This is a genomic window from Pseudarthrobacter sp. CC4, assembly GCF_048957775.1.
Classification (GTDB): Bacteria; Actinomycetota; Actinomycetes; order Actinomycetales; family Micrococcaceae; genus Arthrobacter.
In genome coordinates this window covers 147562-173219 of sequence record NZ_JARCCZ010000002.1, presented here as the reverse complement: position 1 = coordinate 173219, position 25658 = coordinate 147562, and the positions used below count along the sequence as shown (strand labels likewise).

The 25658-nt window shown below is 67.2% G+C and carries 24 protein-coding genes; 14 read left to right on the top strand and 10 right to left on the bottom strand.

Annotation, left to right across the window (positions count from 1 at the left end):
- The 4 genes from PV768_RS02020 to PV768_RS02005 all read right to left on the bottom strand — a co-directional run bounded on the left by PV768_RS02020 (position 1) and on the right by PV768_RS02005 (position 4437).
- Positions 1–1059, bottom strand: coding sequence for an NAD(P)-dependent alcohol dehydrogenase (locus PV768_RS02020; RefSeq protein ID WP_421092128.1), 1059 nt, complete (start codon positions 1057–1059; stop codon positions 1–3).
- Positions 1060–1108: 49 nt separating this feature from the next.
- Positions 1109–2059, bottom strand: a complete 951-nt coding sequence (locus PV768_RS02015; protein ID WP_421092127.1) for a carbohydrate ABC transporter permease — start codon at positions 2057–2059, stop codon at positions 1109–1111.
- Positions 2056–3024, bottom strand: a complete 969-nt coding sequence (locus PV768_RS02010) for a carbohydrate ABC transporter permease (RefSeq protein WP_157238946.1) — start codon at positions 3022–3024, stop codon at positions 2056–2058. Before PV768_RS02010 ends, PV768_RS02015 begins: the two co-directional genes overlap by 4 nt.
- A 63-nt stretch (positions 3025–3087) precedes the next feature.
- On the bottom strand, positions 3088–4437 hold the full coding sequence (locus PV768_RS02005; protein WP_421092126.1) for an ABC transporter substrate-binding protein: 1350 nt from the start codon (positions 4435–4437) through the stop codon (positions 3088–3090).
- A gap of 270 nt (positions 4438–4707) precedes the next feature.
- Between PV768_RS02005 and PV768_RS02000 the strand changes: the two genes are divergently transcribed.
- Positions 4708–5631: an AraC family transcriptional regulator gene (locus PV768_RS02000; protein ID WP_321215495.1), complete on the top strand. Its 924-nt coding sequence runs from the start codon at positions 4708–4710 to the stop codon at positions 5629–5631.
- Positions 5632–5664: 33 nt separating this feature from the next.
- Here PV768_RS02000 and PV768_RS01995 read toward each other — a convergent pair whose 3' ends face one another.
- A complete protein-coding gene (locus PV768_RS01995; RefSeq protein ID WP_157238944.1) occupies positions 5665–6060 on the bottom strand; it encodes a DUF1801 domain-containing protein in 396 nt (131 codons plus the stop codon).
- 55 nt (positions 6061–6115) lie between these two features.
- On the opposite strand from PV768_RS01995, the gene PV768_RS01990 reads away from it, so the two are divergent.
- Both PV768_RS01990 and PV768_RS01985 read left to right on the top strand, forming a co-directional pair.
- Positions 6116–6442, top strand: coding sequence for a hypothetical protein (locus PV768_RS01990; RefSeq protein WP_157238943.1), 327 nt, complete (start codon positions 6116–6118; stop codon positions 6440–6442).
- Positions 6443–6614: 172 nt separating this feature from the next.
- Positions 6615–6959, top strand: coding sequence for an iron chaperone (locus PV768_RS01985; RefSeq protein WP_421092125.1), 345 nt, complete (start codon positions 6615–6617; stop codon positions 6957–6959).
- A gap of 121 nt (positions 6960–7080) precedes the next feature.
- Here the strand turns inward: PV768_RS01985 and PV768_RS01980 are convergent, their stop codons facing one another.
- Positions 7081–8148 (bottom strand): metallophosphoesterase family protein, encoded by a 1068-nt coding sequence (locus PV768_RS01980; RefSeq protein WP_421092124.1) that lies wholly within the window; start codon positions 8146–8148, stop codon positions 7081–7083.
- 141 nt (positions 8149–8289) lie between these two features.
- Between PV768_RS01980 and PV768_RS01975 the strand changes: the two genes are divergently transcribed.
- The 5 genes from PV768_RS01975 (at position 8290) to PV768_RS01955 (ending at position 13726) form a co-directional block, all read left to right on the top strand.
- Complete coding sequence (locus PV768_RS01975; protein ID WP_421092123.1) at positions 8290–8802, top strand: mycothiol transferase; 513 nt, start codon at positions 8290–8292, stop codon at positions 8800–8802.
- 220 nt (positions 8803–9022) lie between these two features.
- Positions 9023–9400: a VOC family protein gene (locus PV768_RS01970; RefSeq protein WP_157238940.1), complete on the top strand. Its 378-nt coding sequence runs from the start codon at positions 9023–9025 to the stop codon at positions 9398–9400.
- A gap of 263 nt (positions 9401–9663) precedes the next feature.
- Positions 9664–10794, top strand: coding sequence for a GmrSD restriction endonuclease domain-containing protein (locus PV768_RS01965; protein ID WP_421092122.1), 1131 nt, complete (start codon positions 9664–9666; stop codon positions 10792–10794).
- Positions 10795–10852: 58 nt separating this feature from the next.
- Positions 10853–11536 carry an excalibur calcium-binding domain-containing protein gene (locus PV768_RS01960; RefSeq protein WP_421092121.1) on the top strand — a complete coding sequence of 228 codons (684 nt, stop codon included), beginning with the start codon at positions 10853–10855 and terminating at the stop codon, positions 11534–11536.
- A gap of 255 nt (positions 11537–11791) precedes the next feature.
- Positions 11792–13726, top strand: coding sequence for an LVIVD repeat-containing protein (locus PV768_RS01955; RefSeq protein WP_421092120.1), 1935 nt, complete (start codon positions 11792–11794; stop codon positions 13724–13726).
- A gap of 66 nt (positions 13727–13792) precedes the next feature.
- Here the strand turns inward: PV768_RS01955 and PV768_RS01950 are convergent, their stop codons facing one another.
- Complete coding sequence (locus PV768_RS01950; RefSeq protein ID WP_421092119.1) at positions 13793–14227, bottom strand: nuclear transport factor 2 family protein; 435 nt, start codon at positions 14225–14227, stop codon at positions 13793–13795.
- A gap of 65 nt (positions 14228–14292) precedes the next feature.
- Positions 14293–14691, bottom strand: coding sequence for a DUF1304 domain-containing protein (locus PV768_RS01945; protein ID WP_421092118.1), 399 nt, complete (start codon positions 14689–14691; stop codon positions 14293–14295).
- A 120-nt stretch (positions 14692–14811) separates the two neighbouring features.
- Between PV768_RS01945 and PV768_RS01940 the strand changes: the two genes are divergently transcribed.
- Positions 14812–15861 carry a helix-turn-helix transcriptional regulator gene (locus tag PV768_RS01940; RefSeq protein WP_421092117.1) on the top strand — a complete coding sequence of 350 codons (1050 nt, stop codon included), beginning with the start codon at positions 14812–14814 and terminating at the stop codon, positions 15859–15861.
- Between the two features lie 37 nt (positions 15862–15898).
- Here the strand turns inward: PV768_RS01940 and PV768_RS01935 are convergent, their stop codons facing one another.
- A complete protein-coding gene (locus tag PV768_RS01935) occupies positions 15899–16630 on the bottom strand; it encodes a hypothetical protein (protein ID WP_421092116.1) in 732 nt (243 codons plus the stop codon).
- 201 nt (positions 16631–16831) lie between these two features.
- On the opposite strand from PV768_RS01935, the gene PV768_RS01930 reads away from it, so the two are divergent.
- The 3 genes from PV768_RS01930 to PV768_RS01920 all read left to right on the top strand — a co-directional run bounded on the left by PV768_RS01930 (position 16832) and on the right by PV768_RS01920 (position 19774).
- Complete coding sequence (locus PV768_RS01930) at positions 16832–17782, top strand: ATP-binding cassette domain-containing protein (protein WP_421092115.1); 951 nt, start codon at positions 16832–16834, stop codon at positions 17780–17782.
- A complete protein-coding gene (locus PV768_RS01925; protein WP_421092114.1) occupies positions 17782–19401 on the top strand; it encodes an ABC transporter permease in 1620 nt (539 codons plus the stop codon). Before PV768_RS01930 ends, PV768_RS01925 begins: the two co-directional genes overlap by 1 nt.
- Before the next feature lie 175 nt (positions 19402–19576).
- Entirely contained in the window at positions 19577–19774 is a 198-nt protein-coding gene (locus PV768_RS01920; RefSeq protein WP_323056398.1) for a DUF1660 family phage protein, read from the top strand.
- A 45-nt stretch (positions 19775–19819) separates the two neighbouring features.
- Here the strand turns inward: PV768_RS01920 and PV768_RS01915 are convergent, their stop codons facing one another.
- Positions 19820–21106, bottom strand: a complete 1287-nt coding sequence (locus tag PV768_RS01915) for a hemolysin family protein (protein WP_421092113.1) — start codon at positions 21104–21106, stop codon at positions 19820–19822.
- 164 nt (positions 21107–21270) lie between these two features.
- Here PV768_RS01915 and PV768_RS01910 point away from each other — a divergent pair, with 164 nt between their 5' ends.
- Positions 21271–22971 (top strand): NAD(P)H-dependent oxidoreductase subunit E, encoded by a 1701-nt coding sequence (locus PV768_RS01910; protein WP_421092112.1) that lies wholly within the window; start codon positions 21271–21273, stop codon positions 22969–22971.
- On the top strand, positions 22968–25631 hold the full coding sequence (fdhF, locus tag PV768_RS01905) for a formate dehydrogenase subunit alpha (protein ID WP_421092111.1): 2664 nt from the start codon (positions 22968–22970) through the stop codon (positions 25629–25631). The genes PV768_RS01910 and fdhF overlap by 4 nt, the downstream gene beginning before the upstream one ends.
- The last annotated feature ends 27 nt before the right edge of the window (positions 25632–25658 follow it).

Here is a 25658-nt window from a genome sequence, read left to right as displayed (position 1 = left end):
TCAGCGGCCCGGGTAGACAACGGCTTTGAGCTGGCCGGGCTGCTTGCCCGCCTTGAGCGCGTTCTCGGAGTCCGCGAGTGGAAACCTGCCGGTGACCAGGATGTCCAGGTCCACCTTGCCGTCCGCGATCAGCTGGATGGCCAGCGGCCAGGTGTTGGTGTAGCGGAACACGCCGGAGAGCCAGATCTCGCGGTTCTGGATGTAGGAGACGGGGAGTTCGACGTCGTCCGCGCCCAGGCCGACCAGGATGACTCTGCCTGCAGGGGCCACGGCCTTGATCCCGGCGCGGACCGCCTGCGGTGCGCCGGACGCGTCAATGAACGCGTCGACGTCGAGCCCTTCCACGCTGTCCGTCTTTGCGTTGAGCGCGTGGGTGGCGCCGTGTTCGAGGGCGAAGGCGAGCCGGTCCTCGGCGATGTCGGAGATGTAGATCTCGGTGGCGCCGTACGCGCGGGCGGCCTGGGCGGCGATGATGCCGATGGGCCCGGCGCCGGCGATCAGGACCCGGCTGCCGGGCTTGATTTGTGCGCGTTCGCAGGCCCAGAGCCCTACGGAGAGCGGCTCGATGAGGGCGGCAGCCTCGTCGCTGACGCTGTCCGGGATGTCGTAGGCGAAGTCGGACTGGATGGTGACGTATTCGGCGAAGGCGCCGTCAACGGGCGGGGTGGCGTAGAACTCGATGTCCGGGCAGAGGTTGTAGCGGCCGGCCTTGCACTGCTTGCACGTGCGGCAGGGGCGCTGGGGCTCGACGGCGACGCGCTTGCCGATGCGGGCGGGGTCAACGGCGGATCCGACGGCGGCGATCCGGCCGGAGAGTTCGTGGCCGAGGATGAGCGGGTGGTCCACCACGTAGGGGCCGATCCGGCCGTGCTCGTAGTAGTGGACGTCGCTGCCGCAGACGCCGACGGCGGCGACCTGGACCAGGACCTGGTCGGCGTCGAGCTGCGGGAGGGGCAGGGTTTCCATGGCCATCTCGCCCTGGCGCTTGAGGATGGACGCGCGCATGGTGGCCGGCAGGCCGGAGCCGGTGGCCGGGGACTGGGTGGTTGTTGTGGTCATCGGAGTGATCCTTCTGAGTGTTGGGCGGGCTGGTTTATCTCACGGCCTGTTATTTCACGGCGCCGAGGGAGAGTCCCTGGACGAGCTTGTCCTGGGCGGCGAACCCCGCAAAAAGCACGGGCAGGGAGATGACGACGGCGGCCGCGCACACCTTGGCGAGGAAGAGGCCCTGGCTGGAGACGAAGCCGGTGAGGAAGACCGGGGCTGTTCCGGCCATGACGCCGGTGAGGACCCGGGCGAGGAGCAGTTCGTTCCAGCTGAAGATGAAGCAGATCAGGGCGGTGGCGGCGATCCCCGGCATCGCGACCGGGGCGACGACGGCGCGGAGGGTCAGGAGCAGGCCGGCTCCGTCGATCTGGGAGGCTTCGAGCATTTCCACCGGGACTTCGGCGAGGAAGGACCGCATCATCCAGACAGCGATGGGCAGGTTCATGGAGGTGTACATCAGGACCAGGAACCAGATGTTGTCCAGCCCGCCGATGGTTTTGGCGAACAGGAACAGCGGCAGGACCGCGGCGACGATGGGCAGCATCTTGGTGGAAAGGAAGAAGAACATTACGTCCGTCCACTTCTTGATCGGCCTGATCGAGAGGGCGTAGGCGGCCGGGATGGCCAGGACCAGCACCAGGACGGTGGACAGGACGGAAGCGGTGGCCGAGTTGATCAGCGGCGGCCAGGGGCTGACCCCGGAGCTGGCGCCGAAGAATTCCGCGTAGGCATCGAGGGTCAGGGGTGCGCCGATGGACGGCGGGTTGGTGGCGGCATCCGTTTCGGAGTGGAAGGAGGTCAGGATCATCCAGAGGACCGGGGCCACGAACAGCAGGGCCAGCAGCCAAGCGGCGATGCCGGCGGCGGTGTTGTTGCGCGTGGGATCCATCCGGGACTTGCCCCGGCCGGATCTTCCGAATCCGCGGCGGCCGGACCCGGTGTTCGGGACGGTGGGCGGTGTTGAACGGGCGAGTCCCGGCTTGCGGGGTTCGGCAGGAGTGAGGGTGCTCATCGTGCTGCCTCCTTCTTGAAGAGTGAAAAGACGGTGCGGAGGGCGAAGGTGGCCACGATGATGGTGCCGATGACCACCACGACGCCTGTTGCTGAGGCCAGACCGTATTCATTGGCGAAGTAGAAGGTCTGGTAGATGGAGTACGGCAGGTTGGCCGTGCCCAGGCCGCCCGAGGTGAGCGTGAAGACGGCGTCGAAGTTCTGCACGATGTAGATGGCGCCGAGCAGGCCGCCCAGTTCCAGGTACTGGCGCAGGTGCGGCAGGGTCAGGTGGCGGAAGATTTCCCAGGGGCTGGCCCCGTCCATCTGCGCCGCTTCCACGGTGTCCATGGGCCGGGACTGCAGCCCGGCGAGCAGGATGAGCATCATGAACGGCGTCCACTGCCACACCAGCGAGAGGATGACGGCGGTCAGGGGTGCCTGCGAGAGGAGGTCCGGCTGCGGCGGGGTGCTGCTGCCGAAAAGCGACCAGACCCAGGTCAGGATGCCGTTGATCAGGCCGTACGTCGGGTTCAGCAGGGCGTGCTTCCAGACGAGGGCAGCGGCTACGGGAACCACCAGGAACGGTGCGATCAGCAGGGTGCGGGCCAGCCCGCGGCCAATGAACTTCTTGTCCAGGAGCAGGGCCAGGACCAGACCGATGACCAGGCTGGCCAGGACCACCGAGACGGTGAGGACGATGGTGGTGAAGATGGCCTGGCGCAGGTCCGCGTTGGTGAGGACCTCCACGTAGTTGCTGAAACCCGCGAATCCCGTCTGGTCCGGGCGGAGGCTGTTCCAGTTCAGGAAGGAAATGATCAGGGTGGCAGCAAAGGGAAGCTGCGTGACGATAATGAGGAAGACCAGGGCCGGCAGCAGCGGCGCGCGCCGTGCCCACGCCGTGGCGCGTTCACGGGCCCTGGCGTCTTTGGAAGGTTTGGGGGCGCTGTGCCCTGAACGGGCGACGCGCGCTGTTGCGGAAGTCATCATGTTCTCCTGCGGTTCTGTGGCCCGCCGGCAGGGCGGGCCACAGGACCGATTGGTGGGTGGTTACTTCTTGTACTTGTCGCCGATTTTCTGGGCGGCTTCCTGGCCCTTGGCCAGTGCGTCCTCCACGGTGCCCTGTCCGGCTATCGCCGAGCTGACGCCCTGGGAGACTGTGGTGCCAAGGTCGGCGAACTCGGGGATGCCGACGAACTGGATGCCAACCACCGGACGTTCCTGCACACCCGGGTTCTTCGGGTCGGCGTTCTCAATGGCGGAGCGTTCGGCCTTGAAGAACGGTGCGGCCTTCTGGAACTCGGCGTTCTCGTAGGTGGAGATGCGCTTGCCGGACGGAACCTTGGCCCATCCCAGCTTCGAGGCGACCAGTTCTTCATATTTCTTCGAGCTGGCCCAGGCGATGAACTTGCCTGCGGCGTCCTGCTTCTTGGACGCAGCCTGCACACCCCAGGACCAGGTCCACAGCCAGCCCGAGGAGTCGGTCTTCTTGACCGGGGCCTGGGCGTAGCCGATCTTGCCCTTCACCGGCGAACCCTCCGCTTCGAGGGCGCCCGCTGCAGAGGTGGCGTCGTACCAGATGGCCACCTTGGACTGGCTCATGTTGTTCAGGCACTCGGTGAACCCGGCCTGGGCCGCGCCGGCTTCACCGTGCTTCTTGACCAGGTCCACGTAGAACTTGGTGGCCTCGGTGAATTCCGGAGCATTGACTTTGGCGTTCCAGTCCTTGTCGAACCAGGTGCCGCCGAAGGTGTTCACCACTGTGGTCAGCGGCGCGAAAACCTGGCCCCAGCCGGGCTGGCCGCGGAGGCAGATGCCCTTCATTCCCGGCGCGGCGCCGTCGGCCTGGGCGGCGAGCTCGGCCACCTGGTCCCAGGTGGGCTTCTCCGGCATCGTCAGGCCCTTGGCCTCAAGGATGTCCCTGCGGTACATCAGGAAGGACGACTCACCGTAGAAGGGTTCGCCGTAGAGCTTGCCGTCCTTGCCCGTCAGGGACGCCGTGTAGGCGGGAAGAATGTCGTCCTGGTTGAATTCGGCGTCCTTGGCCACACTGTCCAGCGGGGCCAGCCACTTGTTGGCGGAGTAGAACGGGATCTCATAGTTGGACAGGGACGCCACATCGTACTGGCCGGCCTGGCTGGAGAACTCCTGGCTGATCTTGGCCCGGACGTCGTTCTCCGGCAGGATCGTGTAGTTGACCTTGATCCCGGTGTCCTTGGTGAAGTTGTCTGCAGTGAGCTTCTGCAGGTCCTCCATCTGGGGATTGTTCACCATCAGGACATTGATGCTGTTCTGGTCACCGGCAGCAGTGCCGCCGCCGGCACCGGAGCAGGCTGATGCGGAGAGTGCGATGCACAGGGCACCGGCAGCCAGCGTGGCAGTGCGCATTTTTGGGCGCATTGAGGACTCCTTTGTTCTTCAGGGGGTGCGCAGTCACCACATCCGACTGCTGCGTCGGGATGCCTGACCGTGGCGCGGCGTGAGATCGGGAAGCCGATGTGCCGCTGATGTTCCTCAAGATTAGGCCGGTGGCGTGGGGCACAACTAGCGCCGTGGTTGCCGATTTCTGATACTAATTTTCCGCAGCAGGTCCCCGCATTAGGCGCTACTCTGGGGAAAGGTCCCTGGATCTTGTCCAGAATTCATAACCACTATGGCGCGGAGAAACACATGACTGCCACGGACACAGCCGACGGAGCTGCGGCCCGGCTGGCCGAGAGGCTGCTGGGGATGCGGGCCAACCGGGAGATCATCCCGCCCGATCCCAACCACTCCGTCCGGTGGGTGGAACACAGCTACCCCAGCCCGGTGGCGCGGTGGAACTACCACCCCGAGTACGAGATCCACCTCATCCGCAAGGGCACCGGAAAGTTCATCGTGGGCGACCATATCGGCACGTTCGAAGCCGGCCACGTGTCCCTTGTCGGATCGGGGCTGCCGCACGACTGGGTCAGCGACCTTGAACCCGGCGAGGTGCTGGAGAACCGGGATGCCGTGATCCAGTTCGACGGCAAATGGGTTGAGCAGACGGCTTCGCTGGTCCCGGAGATGGCTGAGGTGAAGCCACTGCTGGAGCAGTCCCGGCGGGGGATCGAATTCCTGGGGCCCTCGGCGGAGAACGCGGCAGCCGCCATAGAAGCGATGGGTGCCAGCACGGGGCTGGTGCGGTTGCGCCACCTGCTGGACCTCTTTGTGGTGCTGGCGCGGGCTCCGCAGGAAGAACGGCGATACCTCGCGGACGAATGGTTCCGGCCGCAGTTGGATGGCCAGGCCGCCGCCGTGGTGGACATCGTGCTCGAGTACGTCTTCACCAACCATGCCGGCAGCGTGAAGATGTCCGAGGCCGCCGGGCTGGTGGGCATGTCCGAGCCCACCTTCTCCAAATACTTCAAGCGCGCTACCGGCCAAAACTTCAGTGACCTGGTGCGCAAGCTCCGGCTTGCACATGCCCGCCGGCTGCTGGAGCACAGCGACAAGGCCATCTCGGAGATCTGCTACGAAGTGGGGTTCTCCAACCTTTCCAACTTCAACCGCCACTTCCTGAACGACGCAGGGGAGACGCCGAGGAACTACCGCCAGCGCGTTCAGGGCTGAGGATCTCCTGGCAGCCGGCAGCTGGGCCTGGAACTACTGGCTACCCTTGATTTTCCGCCAGCCGCCCGCGCGGTTGGTTTCGATGATTGCCCGGAACATCTCCAGCAGGGCATCCTCGTTGATTGGATCGTCCGCGTAGTAGGAAATCATCCGGCCCGTCTTGTTGCCGTGGCCGCCCGTGATGATGTTGTGCGGGTCCGGGGTGAGCCCGCCGTCGTACAGGAAAACATTGACGTGGTCTTTGGTGGCGAGGAGGGCGCAAATGTTGCCCTGCAGCACGAAGTACGGCTGGACCGTGCGCTTGATAGTCTCCTCGACGCCAGGGTCGGCAGCATGGACGAGGTCCCGCACCTTCAGGCAGACGGCCTGCTGCCAGGGCGGGAGTGCGCCGATGTACTGGTCAACACGTGGATCCTTCCGGTAGGTCATCCTTGAACTCCTGACAGGACTGTTACTGGCTGGGCAGCGCTCGTAGGGTGGGGCCATGGCTGATACATTTTCGTCCCTGATTGAAGCATTCAAGAACGTTGGCGTCTCCAAGGCCTATGGTGCGCCCGTCCAGCTGGGCGGGGAAGAGGTCATTCCCGTGGCGCTGGTGTCCTTCGGGTTCGGCGGCGGCGGGGAGGCCGGGCAGGACGGCGCCTCCGGGGGCGGGGGTGGCGGGATGGTGCTGCCGCTCGGCGTCTACCGGAACGTCGGCGGGCAGGTGGCGTTCCGGCCGAACACCGTGGTTGCCCTGATGTGCCTCGTCCCGGTCATCAGCGCTGTGGGCGCAGCCGTCCGGAAGGCGATCCTCGCCGCAAAGAAGTAGCGGGGACGCCCGGCGCCACGGGGCTGCGCAACAAGGCCCGGGTTCACTGCGCACGGACTGCTCCTGCGCACCGACGCCGGGCCTCACTGCGCCAGTCCGCGGCGCAGGGAGCTGCCATGGAGCTGGAACTGCCGTCCGCCGTCGTACATCCCTGCGGGGCTAGGATGGCCGCATGGGTGACGTAGACGATTCCCTTGCCGCGTTGGACGAGCCGGCGCGCGGCTGCCTGCAGCGTGTCATTGCGGCGGCGCGGCGCGTGGTCCCGGAGGCAGACGAGGGCCGCAGCTACGGGATGCCGGCACTGAAGGTGGACGGCAAACCGCTGATCGGCGTGGTGGCGGCAGCCAAGCACCTGTCCATCTTCCCGTTCTCGCCCGAGGTGGTGGACGCCGTCGCGGCCAAGCTGGCGGGCTTCTCGCTGTCCAAGGGTACTGTCCGGTTCACGCCGGACCATCCCGTCCCCGAGGAAGTGGTGGAGGAGATGGTCCGGCTGCGGCTGGCGGAGATCCGGAAGTAGCGCCTAGAGCTGCGCCGGGTCCAGGGGCAGGGGAGTGATCGGCTGGTCGTTCGCGGTCAGGTCGATGCCCAGGTCCTTGGCGAACACCAGGCGGGTCTCCTTGTAGATCCCCGCGTGGTTCTCATCCAGCTCGAAGACGCGCGCGCCGCGGAGCCGGTTCCGGTCGGCGCCCGGCAGCCCGTAGGCGCCGAACCCCGTCCCCGGGGGCGTAGCCGAGCTCCACGCCGTAGTAGTTGCCCACGTAGGTGTTGACGTGGTCGTGGCCCACGAAGTAGCCGCGGACGTCCCCGCGTTCCAGGAAGGCGTTGAACAGCCCGGAGTTGAAGGGGCCGGGGCACTCGTCCTCGTTCCGCTCGCCCACGATGCCGTGCTTCTTCACCGCCCGCTGGTGGTCCGCGTCCGTCCGGGAATCGATGCTGGCGAACCACATGCTGCGGTGTTCGTGCAGGGCGATGTGGCCCCACATCAGGGAGGGGATCTTCCTGCCGTACTTCTGCTCGGTGGCCACGGAGAGGTTGCGGTACCAGGCCACCTGGTCCATGCGGACCCAGTCCCAGTCCGGGTAGCCCTCGAAGTCCTGGCCGTTGATGGTGTCCGGGGCGTAGCGGCCGGTGTCGATCAGCCAGAGGCCGAAGGCAGGGTCCTTGGATTTCGAGGACTGCACCAGCAGCAGCGAGTTGGACGTGCCGGTGAGGCCATCGGTGGAGTCGCCGTTGACGTTGAATGCGTAGCTCTGCAGGAACTGCAGCATCCTGGCTTCGGTCATGCCGGTCCTCGCCACCGAGTCCTCGTCGTGGTTGCCGAACGTGACGGCCCACGGGATCTGCCGGCGTTCCATCGGCTGGACCACGTGGTTCAGGGCCTGCTTGACCTCGAGTTCGGTGTCGCAGCCGCCGTTGATCACGTCTCCGTTGATCACCACGAAGTCAGGCTTTTCGGCATCCAGCGTGCGGTCCATGAGCTCGATGGTGCGGCGGTCCGTCTGCTCGTCGTCCTGGGTGTCGTTGAACTGGATCACCTTGAACCGGCCGTCCGGGCGGAACGCGAGGGCGGGCTTGGGGGCCTTCGTTCCCGGTGCGGCGTTGGCTCCGGTTCCGGCCGCCACGGTCATGCCGAGCGCGCCCAGGGTCCCGGCTGCCGCCAGGGCCGCCCGCCTGCTGAAGTTGGGCTGGTTGAGTTTGATGGTCATCGCTGCCTCTCTGCATTGTTGCGGCCGGGTTCCGGCCGCCGTCACCTGCGAGGGTAGGAAGCCCGGGCATCGGGGTGCCTAACGCATGGTGAACGGCACGTGCGAAGCTAGCGTCTAAGGGACACGGACCGGGAGGGACCTGTGAAAACCAACGAACTGCTGCTGGACGCCTTCGGCCGGATCCGCGAGAACGTGGAGGCCACCCTTGAAGGGCTCGACGGCGGGACGCTTGCCTGGCGGCCGGCCGGCACCGGCAACTCGATTGCCTGGCTGATCTGGCACCTCAGCCGCGTCGAGGACGCTCAGGTGGCGGACGTCGCCGGCCGCGAACAGGCCTGGACCGCCCAGGACTTCGTGGGCCGCTTCAACCTTCCGCTGGACCCCCGCGACACCGGCTACGGCCACTCCACGGAGCAGGTGGATGCGGTGCGTGCTGAGCGGGAACTGCTGCTGGAGTACTACGACGCCGTCCACCGGCGGACCGTGGAGTTCCTGCAGGACCTCGGGGACCGGGACCTTGACCGCGTCGTGGATACCCGGTGGGACCCGCCCGTCACCCTTGGCGTGCGGTTGGTGAGCACCCTGGCGGACTGCCTCCAGCACGTGGGACAGGCCGCATACGCCAAGGGCCTGAAACAGGTGCGGGGGCAGTAGCAATCCCCTATTTCCGTAGGCACATTTCGGTTCCATAATGGCCACATAGGCTTCGGGGACCCTCGCGCCAATGACGGCTGGCGGGGCACGCAGAGTCCCAGGTGGCCGCCCCGGAAAACAGGCACGACGGGCGGCCCTGCGTTCCCGGACTTGGTGGTTCGGGTCCGCGCCCGGGGGAGAGCAACCGCCGCCAATACAAGAATGCACAAAGGAAATCACCATGCTCAAAGATTCGGCAATCATGGCTGTCCTTCCCGCAAAGGACATTAACAGGGCCAAGGATTTCTATCGGGACAAGCTGGGGCTGGAGCCTTCCGAGACAGTGGAGGACAACCTGGTGTACCGCTGCGGCAAGGGAACCAGCTTCCTTGTGTACCAGACGGAAAATGCGGGCACGGCCAAGAACACCCAGATGGGGTGGGAGACGGACAACCTCGAGCGCGACATGGAGGAGTTGCGGGGCCGCGGCGTTGTCTTTGAAGACTATGACTTCCCCGGACTGAAGACAGAGAACGGCGTTGCCACTGACTCATTTGGGAAGGGCGCGTGGTTCCTCGACAGCGAGGGGAACATCCTCAATATCGCCCAGCGCGCATAGCAGCAGCCACAAGCCCGCGTGAGCACGGTGCCCGCGCGGGCTGAGCCCTGCTTGTGCACCACCAGGTTGGCCGCACGACGCAGCGGTTGTTACGCCCCGAATCCTCCGTGCCGCAACAACCATCAAGCCTTGATCAAAGTTGACGCAGGTTCTCCCGAGTTTCGGCGTCCTCTGCGGTTCGGGGAAATAGGTTCTTTCCATAACCAGTTTTGGCTAAGCAAAAGGCCCGGCTTATTGCCGGGCCTTTATTTAATGGGGAAACATTGCCGCCACGCGCCTTCACCTTCACCGTCGCTGGGATCAGCGCCCTGCTGGTCCTTCCGGTCCTCGTCGGCTGCGCGGGCCCTGCCGGCCTGAAGGCCGCCTCGTCGGAAACCACAACTTCGCCAGCCGCCGCTGCGGCGGGCGCAACCGCCAAAGCAACGCCGTCGTCGTCGTCCGTCCAGGAAACGGGCGCACCGCTTGATCCCGAAACCACGGACCTGATGCCGCAGGCCGCGGCCGTGGCGGCTCCAAGGACGCAGCCCGCGTTCGCCACCAGGGCGATGGACCTGTTGGCCACCCTTCCCATCAAGGGCCGGGCGCCCAAAACGGGGTATGACCGGGCGCTGTTCGGGCAGGCGTGGCTGGACGTTGACCGCAACGGCTGCGACACCCGCAATGACATGCTCAAGCGGGACCTGACGGGCATCACCTACACCAACAGCGTGCCGTGCAAGGTGCAGTCGGGCATACTGGCCGACCCGTACACGGGCGCCACCATCAGCTTCCTGCGGGGGAGCGGGACCAGCAGCAAGGTGCAGATCGACCATGTTGTTGCGCTCAGCGACGCGTGGCAGAAGGGCGCGCAGCAGCTCACCACTGAACAGCGGACGGCGTTCGCCAACGATCCGCTGAACCTCCAGGCGACGGACGGCCCCACCAACATGAAAAAGGGCGACGGCGACGCGGCCACCTGGCTGCCGCCGAACAAGGGCTTCCGCTGCGAATACGTCTCCCGGCAGATTTCAGTGAAGGCTACCTATAGCCTGTGGGTCACCAAGGCCGAGCACGACGCGATGGCCAGGATCCTGGCCGACTGCCCGGGCCAGTTGGCGCCCACAAACCAGGAGGCACCTGCCACTCCGGCGCCCGCACCTGCTGTGGCGCCGGCTCCGGTAGTGGCGCCGCTGGCCCCTATTGCTCCGGCCCCGGTTGCGCCGGCTCCCGCTGCGCCGGCACCTGCTCCGGCCCCGCCTGTGGTGCCCGCCCCTGCCGCTCCGGCGCCCGCGGCCGCTTACTACGCCAACTGTGCCGCGGCCAGGGCTGCCGGTGCAGCACCGCTCTTCGCCGGGCAGGCGGGCTACCGGGCCGGCCTGGACCGTGATTCCGACGGCGTAGCCTGCGAGGGCTGACCCGCCCGCATCCCCGATCTTTCCGCATCACCATCACCAACATTTCCTAGGGGGAAAAATGAAACAGACGCTGACATTAGTTGTGCTGACCGGATTAATGCTGACCGGTTGCGGCGGCAAGCAGGAGGCCGTGCAGCCGGCAAAAACCGCGACGGCTGTTGCGGCGGTTGCAGAGGCAGTCACTGTTCCGAGCGTTATTGGCCTGCCCCTGGATAAGGCCACCGAGCAGCTGGAAGGACTCGGGCTCAAGGTTGAGGCTGTGGACACCATCGACGGCAAGTCGATCATCCTGAAGAAGAACTGGCAGGTGACCTCCCAGGACTCCGCGGACGGTTCAAGTGCGCCCAAGGGCTCGACCGTTAACCTCGGCGTCACGTCCCTTGAAAAGCTGGCGGCGGAGAAGGCAGCAGCTGAGAAGGCTGCGGCTGAGAAAGCCGCTGCTGAAAAGGCGGCTGCAGAGAAGGCCGCGGCCGATAAGGCCGCAGCGGACCAGACCGCCGCACAATTGGCCGCCGAACAGGCCGCGGCACAGAAGGCGGCTGAAGCCGCGGCAGCTGCACAGGCTGCCCAGCAGGCTGCAAAGCCTGCACCGGCTCCGGCACCTGCTGCACCGGCACCGTCGTCTGTCTACTACCAGAACTGCGATGCCGTTAGGGCGGCGGGCGCAGCGCCCCTCTATGCCAACCAGCCTGGCTTCCGGGCGGCCCTGGACCGCAATTCCAACGGAGTTGCCTGCGAGTAGCCGCTACCGCGCAAGTTCAATGTGCTGAATGCCGTGGATACCTTCATTCTTGGAGGTATCCACGGCTTTCGTTTGCCATCGTGTCAGTTGACAGCGCTTTCATGGCCATGACCGTAGGCGACTCGCACCAGCCTTTCCGGTCTTGTAGTTGATGAACCTGAAAGAAAGCTGAAAATTCCCTAGACATTGGAATAATTCCAGGTTTAGGCTGAGCGCCATTGGGGGCCAAAGAAAAAATTCAGCTGGAGGCAAGGCATGCCACAACGCAGTAGATTGGTTGTTTTTGCAGCACTAAGTACCCTGGCGCTATCAACGTTCGGTCTCTCGGGCGCCACCGCCCACCCGGACGGCCAGCACGGCATGGACGAAGGGCACCTCGTCGGGACCGGGGAGTTCGGGAAGATTGACCTGGTGGATGTCGTCCCCCTGACGAAGACTCCCGACCTGATCGCAGATGTGAGTGTCTCGCCGGACGGAAACACCGCCTTCCTCGCCAACTGGGGCGAGCCTGACTGTGCGGGGCCGGAAACGGGCGGACAGACCAGCCCGGATGCCGGCGTCTACATCGTGGACATCACGGGCGTAGACCAGGGCACGGCCGGAGCGGCACCGAAACAGGTGGGGTTCATCCCATCCCACCAGGACACCCGCCCCGGCGAAGGCCTGCAGGTCGTCGAAATCAGCACCCCAAGCTTCACCGGTGAAGTCCTTGTGGTGAACAACGAGGCCTGCGGAAAGAACGCCAAAGGCGGCGTTTCGCTCTTTGACGTGACAGACCCGCTCAACCCGAAGAAGTTGTCCGAGAACTTCGGTGACCGCGCGCCGGGCAGCCGTGATTCCAATGAGATCCACAGCGCCTTTGCGTGGGATGCCGGGGACAAGGCCTATGTGGTGATGACCGACAATGAGGAGTTCACGGACGTGGACATCCTTGACATCACCAACCCGCACCGTCCGCGCCTGGTCGCGGAATACGACCTGAATGCCTTTGACGTGAATCAGCCCGACCTGGGGCTGACCGATTCTTTCCTTCATGACATGGTGGTCAAGGAAATCAACGGCCATTTCATCATGCTGCTTTCCTATTGGGACGGCGGATACGTTCTCCTGAACGTTGATGATCCCGCCAACGCGGTATTCCTTGGGGACTCGGAATTCGCGGCAGTGGACCCCGAGCTCCTTGAATCCCTGGGGGTGTCCCTCACCCCTGAGGGCAACGCGCACCAGGCGGAGTTCACGGCGGACAACCGGTTCATCATCAGTACGGATGAGGACTTCGCCCCCTACCGCACGGACGATTTCAAGATCACCAGCGGAGCCCACCAGGGCACTTACCCCTCGGTGATTGTTTCCGGGGGCCAGGCACCTGCCGTCCTGCCGGACCTGACCCTGAATGGTCCTGTGGTGTATGGCGGCTACGCCTGCCCCGGCTCAGCGCCCGTTCCCACCCCGGAGAGCATCCCGGGATACCTGGAATCGCTGGCACCCGGGGAGGAAACCACCCTGGTGCTCCAACGAGGTCCGGTCGGTGACCCCAGTGCCCCGGAGGGAGCGTGCTTCCCGGGGGAGAAGGCGCATCAAGCAGCCCTTGCGGGCTGGGACGCCGTGCTTTTCGTCAACCACCACACGGGTGAGGCTGCCACAACTGAGCCGTTCTGCGGGTCAGGCGCCTTCGTGGACGAGATCGTTGCCGTCTGCACCACCCACGCGGCATTCCACCGGCTCTTCGAGCTGGCACCGCTGGATGCGCCGTGGACCTACCCCGAAGCCCTTCCCATCGGCACCGTCGGGGCGGACATTGAAGTGGGGTCCGTCTTTGACGGCTGGGGCTATGTCCACCTCCTGGACGCAACCACCCTGCAGGAGCTGGACACGTTCGCCATCCCCGAAGCCCACGATCCCGCTTACGCGCTCAAATACGGGGACCTCAGTGTTCACGAGGTAGCCGTGGACCCGCAGGATCCGTCCCTGGCCTACCTCTCGTACTACTCCGGCGGCCTCCGGGCCATCCAGATCCAGTGCAGCGACCCTGCCGACAACACCACCTGCGAACTGGTGGAAGTCGGCGGCTACCTGGATGAGGCAGGAAACGACTTCTGGGGAGTGGAAACGTTTGTTGGTGAGGACGGCATGACCTACGTCCTGGGCAGCGACCGGGACAGCGGCCTCTGGATCTTCACGGATCCGTAAACCCGGAACAAAACACGGAGGGGGGCGGCTGGGCGCCCCCCTCCGTCTTTTAAGCTCCGTCCTCCTTCACTGCGAGGTGAGCTCGCGCATCAGTCCGAGCTGTCCCAGGAACTCCAGCTGGTCGAAGTAGAAGTGGTGGGAGGTGATTTCCCCGTCCTTGACCGTTGTGACGTCGCAGCTCCTGATCCGGAGCGTCCTGCCCGTGGCCGGCAGGGTTTCGCCGGAGGGCATGCGCAGCGGCCCGGTGTTGGTTCCCACGACGACGCCCTCATTGATCGCCACGTCCCCGGCCTCGTACTTGGCCGTGTGCTCGTACCGGACGTCCTCCATGGCCTCCCAGTAGGCGAAGAGGTGGCTGGTGATGGCATCACGTCCGCGGAGTTCCCCCTTGTCCGGGGTGTAGGCCACGGCGTCGGCGGCGTAACAGCGCGCCAGCGCCTCTTTGTCTTTTGATCCCATGGCCGCGGTGAGGCGGTCAGTGACTTCGCGTGCCTGTCCCATGTGTGGACCTCCCAATCAATGTAACTATTTGTTGGCGCCCGAAGGCTGTTGCCGATCGAACGGCTTCAGAACGGCAGCGCAACCAGGGCTATCAGGGCCGGCACGGTGGCGCCGAGGGTTCCCGGGATGCTGTCGCCCTTCTTCGGATAGTGGCCCATCATGTCCGCCAGGAACATGGCCGGAGCGGTCAGCACCATGTTCAGGCAGCAGTAGACCACCAGGGTGTAGCCCACCACCGGGTGGCCCATGTTCACAGCCACCACCCCGGCCAGGACTCCCAGGCCGATCACCAGGTTGCGGAACCCGGTGGGGATGGCCCACATCATCACGGCCGGAACGTTCCGCGGCGGGGTGCTCAGGAACTTTTGTGCCCCCGGCCGGTGCATCAGGAAGCTCTCCAGCGGGAACACCGCGATGTAGATCAGCGCGGCCAGCACCGCGAACAGCTGGGATACGGCGTTCATGAGGAAAAAGTACGACGCCGGCACCACCGGCCGCGATCCCCTCGCCGAGGGTTCAGGGGAGCTTCGGGAACCCCCACTTTGGGGGATTGCGCCGCGACCTGGCGGGCGGATACTTGACCTATGTGGGAGGAGCGCGCCGAGCGTGCCAGGCGGGAGATCGCCGCCCTGGCCGCCGGCGGGATGAGCCTGGCCGACCTTTATGAATCGGCGCTCGCCGTCGTGCAGCGGGCGGTGCCGTTCGAGCAGGGTTGCTGGGCCGGCGTGGACCCCGATTCCCTCGTGATGACCTCTGTTACCAACTGGAAGCCGTGGCCGGTTGGGGTGCGGGAGTACGAGGAGTACTCGGCCCGCTTCGCCGAAAGCGAATACACCGGCACCGAACCGAACAACTTCGCCGAGCTGCTGCGCCGCCCGCGGCCCATCGCCCGGATGTCCGATGCGCCGCACCGCGAGGTGGTCCGGAGTGTCCGGATCAACGACCTGCTCAAGCCCCAGGGCCTGGAGCACGAACTGCGGGCCGCCTTCCGTGTGGACGAGGCGTGCTGGGGAGTCGGCAGCATTTTTCGGGACGGCGGACATGATTTCACTGACCGCGAAGTCGAATTCCTCGGGGCCGTGACCGCCACGCTGGCGGCGGCTACCCGGATCGCCGTGCGAGCGGCGCACCCGCCGGGGCCGGCCGCCGTCGGGCCCGTGATTGTCCTGGCCGGGCTGCACGGCGAGCTGCGCGCGGCCACGCCCGCCGCCGCAGCCTGGCTGGCTGAGGTGGAGGACGCCGCGCCGGGCCGCTTCACGATGACGCTGCACTCAGTGGTGGCCCAGGCCCACGCCTCGAGGTCCGGGACGGCCCGGGCCAGGATGCGGGACGCCGGGAACAGCTGGGTGGTGCTGCAGGCCAGCCGCCTGATCACCGGGGACGACCCCCAGCAGATGGTGGTCACCGTGGAACCAGCCACCACGCACGACGTCGCCACCCTGCTGCTCGCGGCGTACGGCGTCACGGCGCGGGAGCGGGAGGTCTGCCTGGAGGTGCTGTCCGGAAGTCCGACGGCGGACATCGCCCGGCACCTGTTCATTTCCCCGCACACGGTGCATGACCACCTGAAGTCGCTCTACGAGAAAGTGGGCGTGGGCAGCCGCGGCGAACTGGTGGCCAGGCTGGCGGCGTGAGGCCGTACCGAGGAGAAGTGCTTGCGCGGTGGAGACTCTACTGCCGGGCCGTGTCCGGAAGATGCCGGGCGGGGTCGAACCGGTCGAAGGACGACGCGCCGATCAGGAAAATGCCGCGTTGTGGGATCAGGAAATCGCCCAGGCGGGTCTGGACGCGCAGGGGTTGCGGGGCGCCGAGGTCTTCCCCGGCAAGTGCGGCAGTGCTCCGGGAGACAAACCACATCCGGCGGGGTTTGGCGCGGAAGCCCTGGCGGTTGGGAACGGAGCCGGTCAGGCCGAGCCGCCCCGCCCCCAGCAACGGGCCTGAGGCGGCGCCCATGGCCTTCAGGACTGATGTGTTCTCCAGAGCCTGGCCCGGCAGTGCGGTCAGTGCCGCCGTCATTGCGCGCGTAACGGGACTGGATTCCAGTTCCACGTCCCACGCCAGATCCACATCTCCGGCGATGCGCACGCTGAAGGCGGCGTCGCCGGTCCAGGCGACCTCGATGGGGCACTGGACCGCCGATTCCAGTGCAGCACCGAAGTAGCGGGCGCAGGAAACCTGGGGCGGGGCGTCGGCGTAGATGGTCCAGGAACCGGACGGCCGGCGCAGCCAGACTGACCTGTAGCCGGGCCCAACACTGGTGACGGGGAATCGGCGCATGGCCAGGACGTGGCCGGAACTGAACGGCAGCCCCATCACGCCGTAGCCGGAGAACCGTTCGTCCTCCCCGGGTCCAAGTTCGGCATGGTGTTCAACGTCGGAGGCCTGCTCCCGGATGCTTTTCATAGCCTTTGCCTCCGCCTCGAGTGGTGGCGCCAGTCTACGCCCGCATGCGGGATCGCGGGCGGTCTTCTCCGGGGGGGCGGGACGCTTGTATGCTGAGGAACGGAGAGCCGGGAAGCCTGGTCGGCCCGTAGGCAAACGCCTTCGGAACGCCCCGGCGCCGCCTTGGGCGTTCGCGTGACGGACCCGAGGAGCAGACGGCTCATGGATACAGCACAACCTGTCATCGAAGCCCGCGGTCTTGCGAAGCACTTTGGCAGGACCAAGGCACTGGACGGCCTCAACCTGAGCGTGGCAGCGGGGGAGGTCCACGGGTTCCTCGGCCCCAACGGGGCTGGCAAATCCACCACGCTGAGGATACTGCTGGGGCTCATCCGTCCCACAGCAGGCTCGGTTCGCGTATTCGGGCTCGATCCCTGGGCCGATCCGGAGGCGGTGCACCGGGACGTCGCCTATGTTCCGGGCGATGTGAGCCTGTGGCCGAACCTTTCGGGCGGGGAAGTCATCGACCTGCTCACCGGACTGCGCGGCGGCGCGGACGAGAATCTGCGCCGCGAGCTCGTTGAGGAGTTTGAGTTCGACCCCCGGAAGAAGGCCCGGACCTATTCGAGGGGCAACCGGCAGAAGGTCGCCCTGATTGCAGCGTTTGCCCGCCCGGCGCGGTTGTACTTGCTGGACGAGCCGAGCGCCGGCCTGGACCCGGTGATGGATGCCGTGTTTCGCCGCCAGATCGAACGGGTGACAGGGGACGGCGCCACGGTGCTGCTGTCCAGCCACATCCTCAGCGAGGTGGAGCAGCTGTGTGACCGGTTGACCATCATCCGGTCCGGAGTGGCCGTGGAAACGGGCACCCTGGGCGAACTCAGGCACCTGCAGCGTACGCATTTCCGCGTAACGGGACTGTCCGACGGTGTGCGGCTGGCTGCCGTGCCCGGAGCTCACGGGCTGAGCATCACTGACGGCGCAGCGGAGTTCGACGCCGATCCCTCGGATCTGGGCGCCGTGCTGGCGGCCATTGCGGAACCGGGGGTCACCGGCCTCTCCGTGGCGCCGCCGTCCCTGGAATCCCTGTTCCTGCGGCACTACAGCGACGGCGACAGCGGGGGAAACAGCGCCGGCAAGGGCCGCAGCAACCGCAGCAGCGAGGTGCGGTAGTGAACGGCGTGCTGCGGCTGGTCCTGTTCCAGGCCAGGCGGGACAGGGTGGCCTTGCCGGTCTGGATCCTGGGCATTTCGCTGCTCTGCTTTGCCACCTCGGCTGCCGTGGCAACGCAGTTCGGCAATGAGTCATCGCAGGCGGCCATCCTTACTGTGGCGGCATCGAATCCCGCGTTCCTGTTCCTCCGCGGCCTCCCTGACGGGACCGGCACCGGTCCGGTGGTTTTCTTCACGGCCTACGCCTTCACCGCGGTCCTGGCCAGCCTGATGAGCACGTTCCTGGTGGTGCGCCATACGCGTTCGGACGAGGAACTCGGACGGGCTGAACTCTTGGGGTCCGTCCCCGCCCCGCGGGCAGCGTCCCTGATGGCAACGCTTGTGCTGGGCGCCGTCGCGAACCTGGTGCTGGCTGTCTTCGTCGCCGCCGGATTCATCGCTGCCGGACTGCCTGGCGGGGGCGCCGCGGGGGCCGGGGCCGCCGTCGGAACAGTCGGTGCCTGCTTTGTGGGCCTCGCCGCCGTGGCCGCCCAAGTGCTGCCCTCGGGCAGGAGCGCGAACGGTGCCGCGGCGGGCCTGGTGGGTGCGGCGTACCTGCTCCGCGGCCTGGGCGACGCACTGGGGACGCCGGCTGCGGACCTGCTCCACGTGTCAAGTGCCTGGCCGTCGCTGCTGTCGCCCATCGGCTGGGGCCAGCGCTCGCGGCCGTTCACGAGCCCGGATCCGTCCATGCTGCTGGTGCCGCTCGCTGCCGCCGTGGCCCTGGGAACTGTCGCCTTGGTGATTCGGCGACGGCGGGACGTGGGCGCCAGCCTGCTGATCCAGCGCAACGGCAGGGAGCGTGCCGGTGTGGGAGGCACATCATTTGTCGGCCTGGCCTGGCGCCTGCAGCGTTCTACGCTGGCCGGCTGGTGCGTCGGTGCGGCGGCCCTGGGTGCCGTTGCAGGGGCCCTTGGCCCCCTGGTATCCGAGACCGTGTCCGGCATGGCTCCCATCAAGGAACTCATTGACCGGCTTGTCCCGGGCGGCCGGGCCGGGCTCATCGACGTGTTCGTGACCGCCCTGCTGGGCATCGCCGGAGTGTTCGCAGCGGCTGCAGGCATCCAGGCCGTGCTCAGGATGCGGGCTGAGGAGTCCGAGGGCAGGGCTGAACTGCTGCTGGCCACGCCGGCCTCCCGGACCCGCTGGCTCGGCGCGAACGTGCTGATCGCTGCGGCCTCCGCAACCGGCGTCACCGCCACGGCAGGCGCCGCTGCCGCCGTCGGCCTTGGCATGTCAGGTGCCGCCGGCGGTCCGGCGTGGTCGCTGGTTCCTGCGGCCCTGGCTTACGTTCCCGCGGCTCTGGTGTTCCTGGCAACCGCCGCGGCGGCCGTCGCGTTGGCGCCCCGGCTCAGCATCCTCCTGGGGTGGGGGTGGCTGGCAGCGGGGCTTGTCCTGGGAGAGTTCGGGGAGCTGTTCGGCCTGCCGCTGTGGCTGCAGGATGCCAGCCCGTTCCGGCACTCCTCTGCCATGCCGGTGGAGCCCTTCAACCAGGCCGGGGCGCTGGGCCTGGTTGCCGTTGCCGCGCTTGGGACTGGACTGGCGGCCTTCTCCCTCCGCCGCAGGGACCTTACGGCATGAGGCCGGGCCTTATGCCACCGGGACCACGCAAAGGAACGCCTGGAGGTCCCGGTGGTGCCGGCTGGCGGCGTGAGGCGGTGCTGCCAATGAAATTACAGTGGATGCGCCGTCCCCAGGCGCGTAGAATTTAGCCGGCTCCGGTGGTTCCGGCCCGGTTCCTACCGTGCCTTTTGAGATGGATTTCATCATGCTTACGAAACTGCTCTGCAAGCTGAACCTGGGACATCACTGGTTACTTGAAGAGGAACCCAAGGGGACCTTCCGCCGGCGGTGCACGCGATGCGGAAAGTACGATCACCGGACCCAAACGTGGACCGGACACCTGGACTCCGGGGACCGCCCGCCCCAGCACGACAGCCGGAAATACTACTGAGAATGCTTCCGCGCACCGTCCGTGGCGGCGCCGGTCTACGCCCGGCTACCCGCCGGCGGGAGTGACGCGGATGCGGGAGATGCGCAGCCGGTCCATCGCCGTCACGGTCAGCACGTGGCCGGCCACCTCCACTTTGTCGCCGACGCGGGGGAGGCGGCCCAGCCGGTCAATGACGAACCCGGCCACCGTCTCGTAGTGCCCTTCCGGCAGTTTGATGCCGGCGGCCGATTCGAACTCCTGCAGGATCAGCCCGCCGTCCACGTCCACCGCCCCGTTGGTCCTGGTGACGCGGTCCTCGGGTTCGGCCCCGGTGTCGTACTCGTCGTAGATCTCGCCCACGAGTTCCTCCACCAGGTCCTCCAGGGTGACGATGCCGTCCGTGCCGCCGTATTCGTCCACCACCAGCGCAATGTGCTGGCCCAGCCTGCGCATCCGCGACAGTGAGGGCAGAACCTTGTTGGTGCCGGGCAGCGGGAGGATCTCCCGCGCGATGTCACGCACCAGCCCGTCGTCGTACTTCCCGTCCCGGGGCATGAGGTCACGGACGTGGATGAAGCCCAGGACGTCGTCGGGCGTTCGGTCGATGACCGGATACCGTGAAAACGGGCCGTCCCGGACCATGCTGCGCACGGCCGCGATGGTGAGGTTGCCGTCGATGAAGGTCACGTCGGTGCGCGGCCGCATCACTTCCTGCAGCGAGCGGTCGCCGGCCCCGAAGACGTCGCTGAGGATGCTCCGGCTGTGTTCCTCCAGTTCCTCGCTCTCGGCCACCATGTCCCAGAGTTCTTCGGAGCTGACGCTCTCCTGCCTGGCGTGCGGGTCGCCGCCGAAGAGCCGCACCACGGCGTCCGTGGAGACGGACAGGAGCCAGACGGCGGGGCGCATGATCTGGGAGAGGACCCCCAGCGGCGGGGCAAGGACCTTGGTGAAGCCGACGGCGCTTTGCATCGCCAGGCGCTTGGGCACCAGTTCGCCGAGCACCAGGGACAGGTAGGCCACCAGCAGCGTCATGCCGATGAACGCAGCAGGTTCGGCCGCTGCGCCGAACCCGATTCCCTCGAGGAGGGGCTCGACGTCGGGCGCGATGGTGGACGCGCCGTAGGCGGCCGAGAAGAAACCGGACAGGGTCACGCCGATCTGCACGGTGGAGAGGAAACGATTGGGGTTGCCGGCCAGGGCAGCGATCCGGGCCCCGCGCTTCCCCGATTTTTCCATCCGGCGCACCTGGCTCTCGCGGAGGGACACCAGCGCCATTTCCGTCCCCGCGAACACCCCGCCCAGCAGCACGAAGAAAAGGACCAACAGGAAATTGAGCAGCGTATCCACGTCCATGCTCAGACACTATCGAATGGTGCCGTGCGGGTTACGCTTCCGGCCGTGGCGGCGCAGGGCGTCCTGCCAGCCGGAACCATGGGGAAAGTCCCGCCAGCTGGACTCCTCCCCGAGGGACTTTCGGCCCTTTCCCCGCCCGGGCCGGAGCGGCCATGGTTGGAGACATGCAGGAGCCCAGCCCCGCGCCCCCGGGCGCAGCAATGGATGGCCGGAGGGACCGGAACAATGACGATCCGTTCCGCCGGTACGCCACCCGTTTCGGCCGGCCAGTGAATGAAGTCCCGGACGCCCTCCGGAACTCCGGCAGCACCCCCAGGGACATAGCCCGGACGCTCAACCTGCCTGCGGCAGCGGTCGAGGGGCCGGCATCCTTCTTCGCCGATTTCGCAGCTCCCCGCGGGTCCCGGCATGTGCGGGTCTGCACTGCGGCGGCCTGTTTCGCTGCCACCGGCGGCACGCACGTTTCCGAGGTGGAAGAGGCGCTCGGGGTGCAGAGCGGCACCTGCAGCGGGGATGGATCCGTCTCGCTTCAGGCAGTGCGCTGCCTGGGCTACTGCTTCTCCGGTCCCGCAGCCCTGGATGGCGTGGTCCCGCATGCGGGGCCCGGGCTGGCAGCGCAGTTGCGTGGATCGGTGCCGCCGGAGGCCCCACCCATTCCGGTGGCCAGCGATGCCCGGGTCCCTGTGGTGACCGCGGGACTGCTCGGAGCATCGCCGCCCTGGTCCGTCTGGCCGGGCGTCGCCGCCGCAGCAGCACCCGGCGATGTCCTGGCTGAGGTCGACGTCGCGCAGCTTCGGGGCCGGGGCGGAGCCGGATTCCGCGCCGCCGCGAAATGGCGGGCAGCGCTTGAGCACCCTGCGCCGCGAGTGGTGGTGGCCAACGGGGACGAGGGCGATCCGGGTTCCTACGCCGACCGCCTCCTGATGGAACAGGATCCGCACCGGGTGCTTGAGGGCCTCGCCTTGGCGTGCTTCGCCGTCGGCGCCGCCACGGGAATCGTGTTTGTCCGTTCCGAGTACCCGCACGCTGCCGCCCGGCTGCGGGAGGCAGTGGCTGAAGCGCGCAGCGCAGGACTTCTCGGCCCGGATGCGGCGGGCAGCGGGTCCAGCCTGGAGTTCCACGTGGCTGAAGGCGCCGGGTCCTACGTCTCGGGGGAGGAGACGGCGCTGCTCAACGGGCTCGAAGGCCTGCGCGGGACCGTACGTCCGCGGCCGCCGTTTCCCACCGCGCGCGGACTCGGCGGCCGTCCCACTGTGGTCAACAACGTTGAAACCTTGAGTGCGGTCCCGTGGATCGTGCAGCACGGCGGAGCCGCCTACGCTGCGCTGGGGACTGCGGATGAGTCCGGCACCGTGCTCGCTTGCCTGTCCGAGCGTTTCCTCCGGCCCGGCGCATATGAGGTGGAGATCGGCACGCCGGTGCGGCGGATCGTGGAGGTTCTCGGGGGCGGGCTCCGCGATGGCCGGATACTGCGCGCCCTGCAGATAGGGGGCCCGCTGGGAGGCTTCCTTGGCCCAGGGGATCTCGACCTGCCGCTGAGTAACGCGGCCCTGGCCACGCGCGGGGCCGCGCTGGGCCACGCGGGAATCGTCGCCTTCGATGACAGGGTCACCGGCGGGCAGGTGCTGGAGAACCTCTGGCAGTTCGCCGCGGAGGAGAGTTGCGGGCAGTGCTCGCCCTGCCGGGTGGGGGCCTGGCGCGGCCGTGCCCTCGCGGCGCTGCCGGATGGTGCTGCAGTAGAACATGAGCGCCGCGAAGTGCTGCGCACCATGGCGGCGGGCAGCCTGTGCGCCTTCGGCCGCCGCGTGCCGGCCGCCGCACGGAGCCTCGCCCGCGTCTACGGACTTGCCGGGTGGCCGGAGTGAAACTGTTCATTGATGGCACAGCCGTCGAGGTGCCGTCCGGAGCCACCCTGCTTGAAGCGGTGCGTGCGGCGGGCCTCGCCCTCCCCGCTTTGTGCCACGACGACCGGCTCAGCACGGTGGCGTCCTGCCGGACGTGCCTGGTGGACGTCAACGGCAGGGGTCTGGCCGCCGCCTGCAGCACCCCGGCCGAGGACGGCCTGCGCATCGACGTCGAGGCCTCCCGCGAAGTCCGGCGTGCTGCGCTGCAGGCTATCGTCGCCGGGTTGCCTCCCCGGGCGCTGGACATTCCAGCCGACCGCAGCGAACTGGTCCGCCAATGCGCCGAGTACGGGGTGGCTGCTCCGTCCGGAGTTGTCCTGCCGCCGGAGCGGGGCGTCGACCATTCGCACCCCTACGTCAAGCTTGACCGTGATCTCTGCATTGCCTGCGGCCGGTGCGTCCGTGCCTGTGCAGAAATCCAGGGTACGTTCGCGCTGACGCTCGTGGGCCGCGGGGCCGGCACCGTGGTGGCGCCGGGTACAGGCGGTCCCTGGGCGGAATCCGATTGCGTCTCCTGCGGGGCGTGCGTGGACACCTGCCCCACCGGAGCCCTGTCCGAACCGGGGCTGCTCAATCTGTTGCCGCTTGAGCGGCAGACCCTGACCACCTGCGGCTACTGCGGCGTGGGCTGCAGCCTGGAAGTCTCGACGCGCGGAAACACCATCATGACCGTCAAGCCCGCCGGGGACGGCTCGGTCAATCGCGGCCACGCCTGCGTCAAAGGGCGGTTTGCCCACGGCTTCCTCGGTTCCGCAGACCGGCTCACCACCCCGCTGATCCGCCGTAACGGAACGCTGACCCCGGCAACCTGGACAGAGGCAGTCGGGTTCGTGGCGGCACGCCTCGGCAGCATCCGGGACGGACAACCAGACGGGTTTGCCCTGATTTCCTCTGCCCGGGCCACCAACGAGGAGAACTACCTGGCCCAGAAATTCGCCCGGACCGTCATGGGGACCAACAACGTGGACAACTGTTCCCGGCTCTGCCATGCCCCTTCCGCGGCCGGCCTGGCCGCCACGTTCGGGCTGGGCGGCGGGACGAACCCGTTCGACGATTTGGAGCGGTGCGATGCGGTCCTCCTGGTGGGGGCGAACCCGACGGCGGCCCACCCGGTGGTGGGATCCCGCATCTTCCAGCGCGTCATGGACGGCGCCCGCCTGGTGGTGGTGGATCCGCGGCGTACCTCGCTGGCCCGGTACGCCGACGTCCACCTCAGGCCCAGGCCGGGGACCAATGTGGCCGTGTTCAACGGCCTCGCGCACGTCCTGGTCAGGGAGGGCCTGGTGGACACCGCCTTCCTGGACCTGCATACCACCGGCTACGAGGAACTGTTTGGGCTGTTGGAAGACTACCCGCCGGAGCGGGTGGCCGCGATTTCCGGTGTCCCGGCGGACGACCTCGTGCAGGCGGCCCTTTTGTACGGGCAGGCGCTGGCGCCGGCCATCTTTTACGGCCTGGGCGTGACGGAACACCTCCACGGCACGGACGGTGTCCGGACGCTGTCCAACCTTGCCCTCCTGCGCGGCGCCGTGGGCCCGGGTGCAGGAGGAGGGGTGAACCCGCTGCGCGGCCAGAACAACGTTCAGGGCGCGTCCGACATGGGCGCCCTGCCGGACCTGCTGCCGGGTTACCAGAAGGTCCTGGACCCTGCGGCCAGGGCCCGGTGCGCCGGGACCTGGCGGGTCGATGTGCCGCCCCTGCCAGGGCTCAGGATCCCGCAGATGTTCGATGCCGCCCGGGCAGGGTCGCTGCAGGCGTTGTGGGTCATAGGCGAGGACGTTCTCACCACGGACCCTGACAGCACGGCCGTGCGGGCGGCCCTGGAGGCGTGCCCGCTGGTGATCTGCAACGACCTGTTCCTCTCCGCGACGGCCGCCGCGGCCGACGTCGTCTTCCCCGTGGCCGCCTGGCTGGAAAAGGACGGCACATTCGTCAACTTCGACAGGCGTTTCCAGCGGGTAAGGCAGGCAGTGGAGCCCCCGGCCGGCGTCCGCACCGACTTTGCGGTGCTGCATGCGGTTGCAGGCAGGATGGGCGCGGACCTTGGCTGCGCCACACCGGCTGAAGCCATGGCCGAATGCGCTGCCGTGGCGCCGCTGTTTGGCGGTATCTCGCACCCCCGCCTGGACCGCGAAGGGCCTCTGCACTGGCCGTGCGGGTCCGCCGACTCGGCGGGAACCCCCCGGTTGTACCAGGAGAGGTTTGCTACCCCGGACGGGTTGGCCCACCTGGCGGCGAGGAACTACCTGCCCCCGGGCGAACAATGCGACGCCGAGTTTCCGTTCCTGCTGATCACCGGGCGCAGGGGGGAGCACTATAACTCCGGAAGTATGACCCGGCGGACCGGCAACCTGCGCCTGAGCGCAGACGAGACGGTGGACATCGAACCCGGGGATGCCGCCGCCCTGGGACTGAACGACGGCGATCCGGTCCGGCTGGGCAGCAGGCACGGGACGGCAGTCCTTCAGGCCAGGATCACCGACGAGGTGGAACCGGGCCAGGTGTTCGCCGGCTTCCATTTCCCCGGCGCATCGGTCAATAGCCTCACCTCCAGGGTGGAGGACGAGGTGACCGGATGTCCCGAATACAAGCTGACGGCAGTCCGCCTGTCCAGGTCCTGATGACAGTGCGGACTGTCGGGGCTTCAG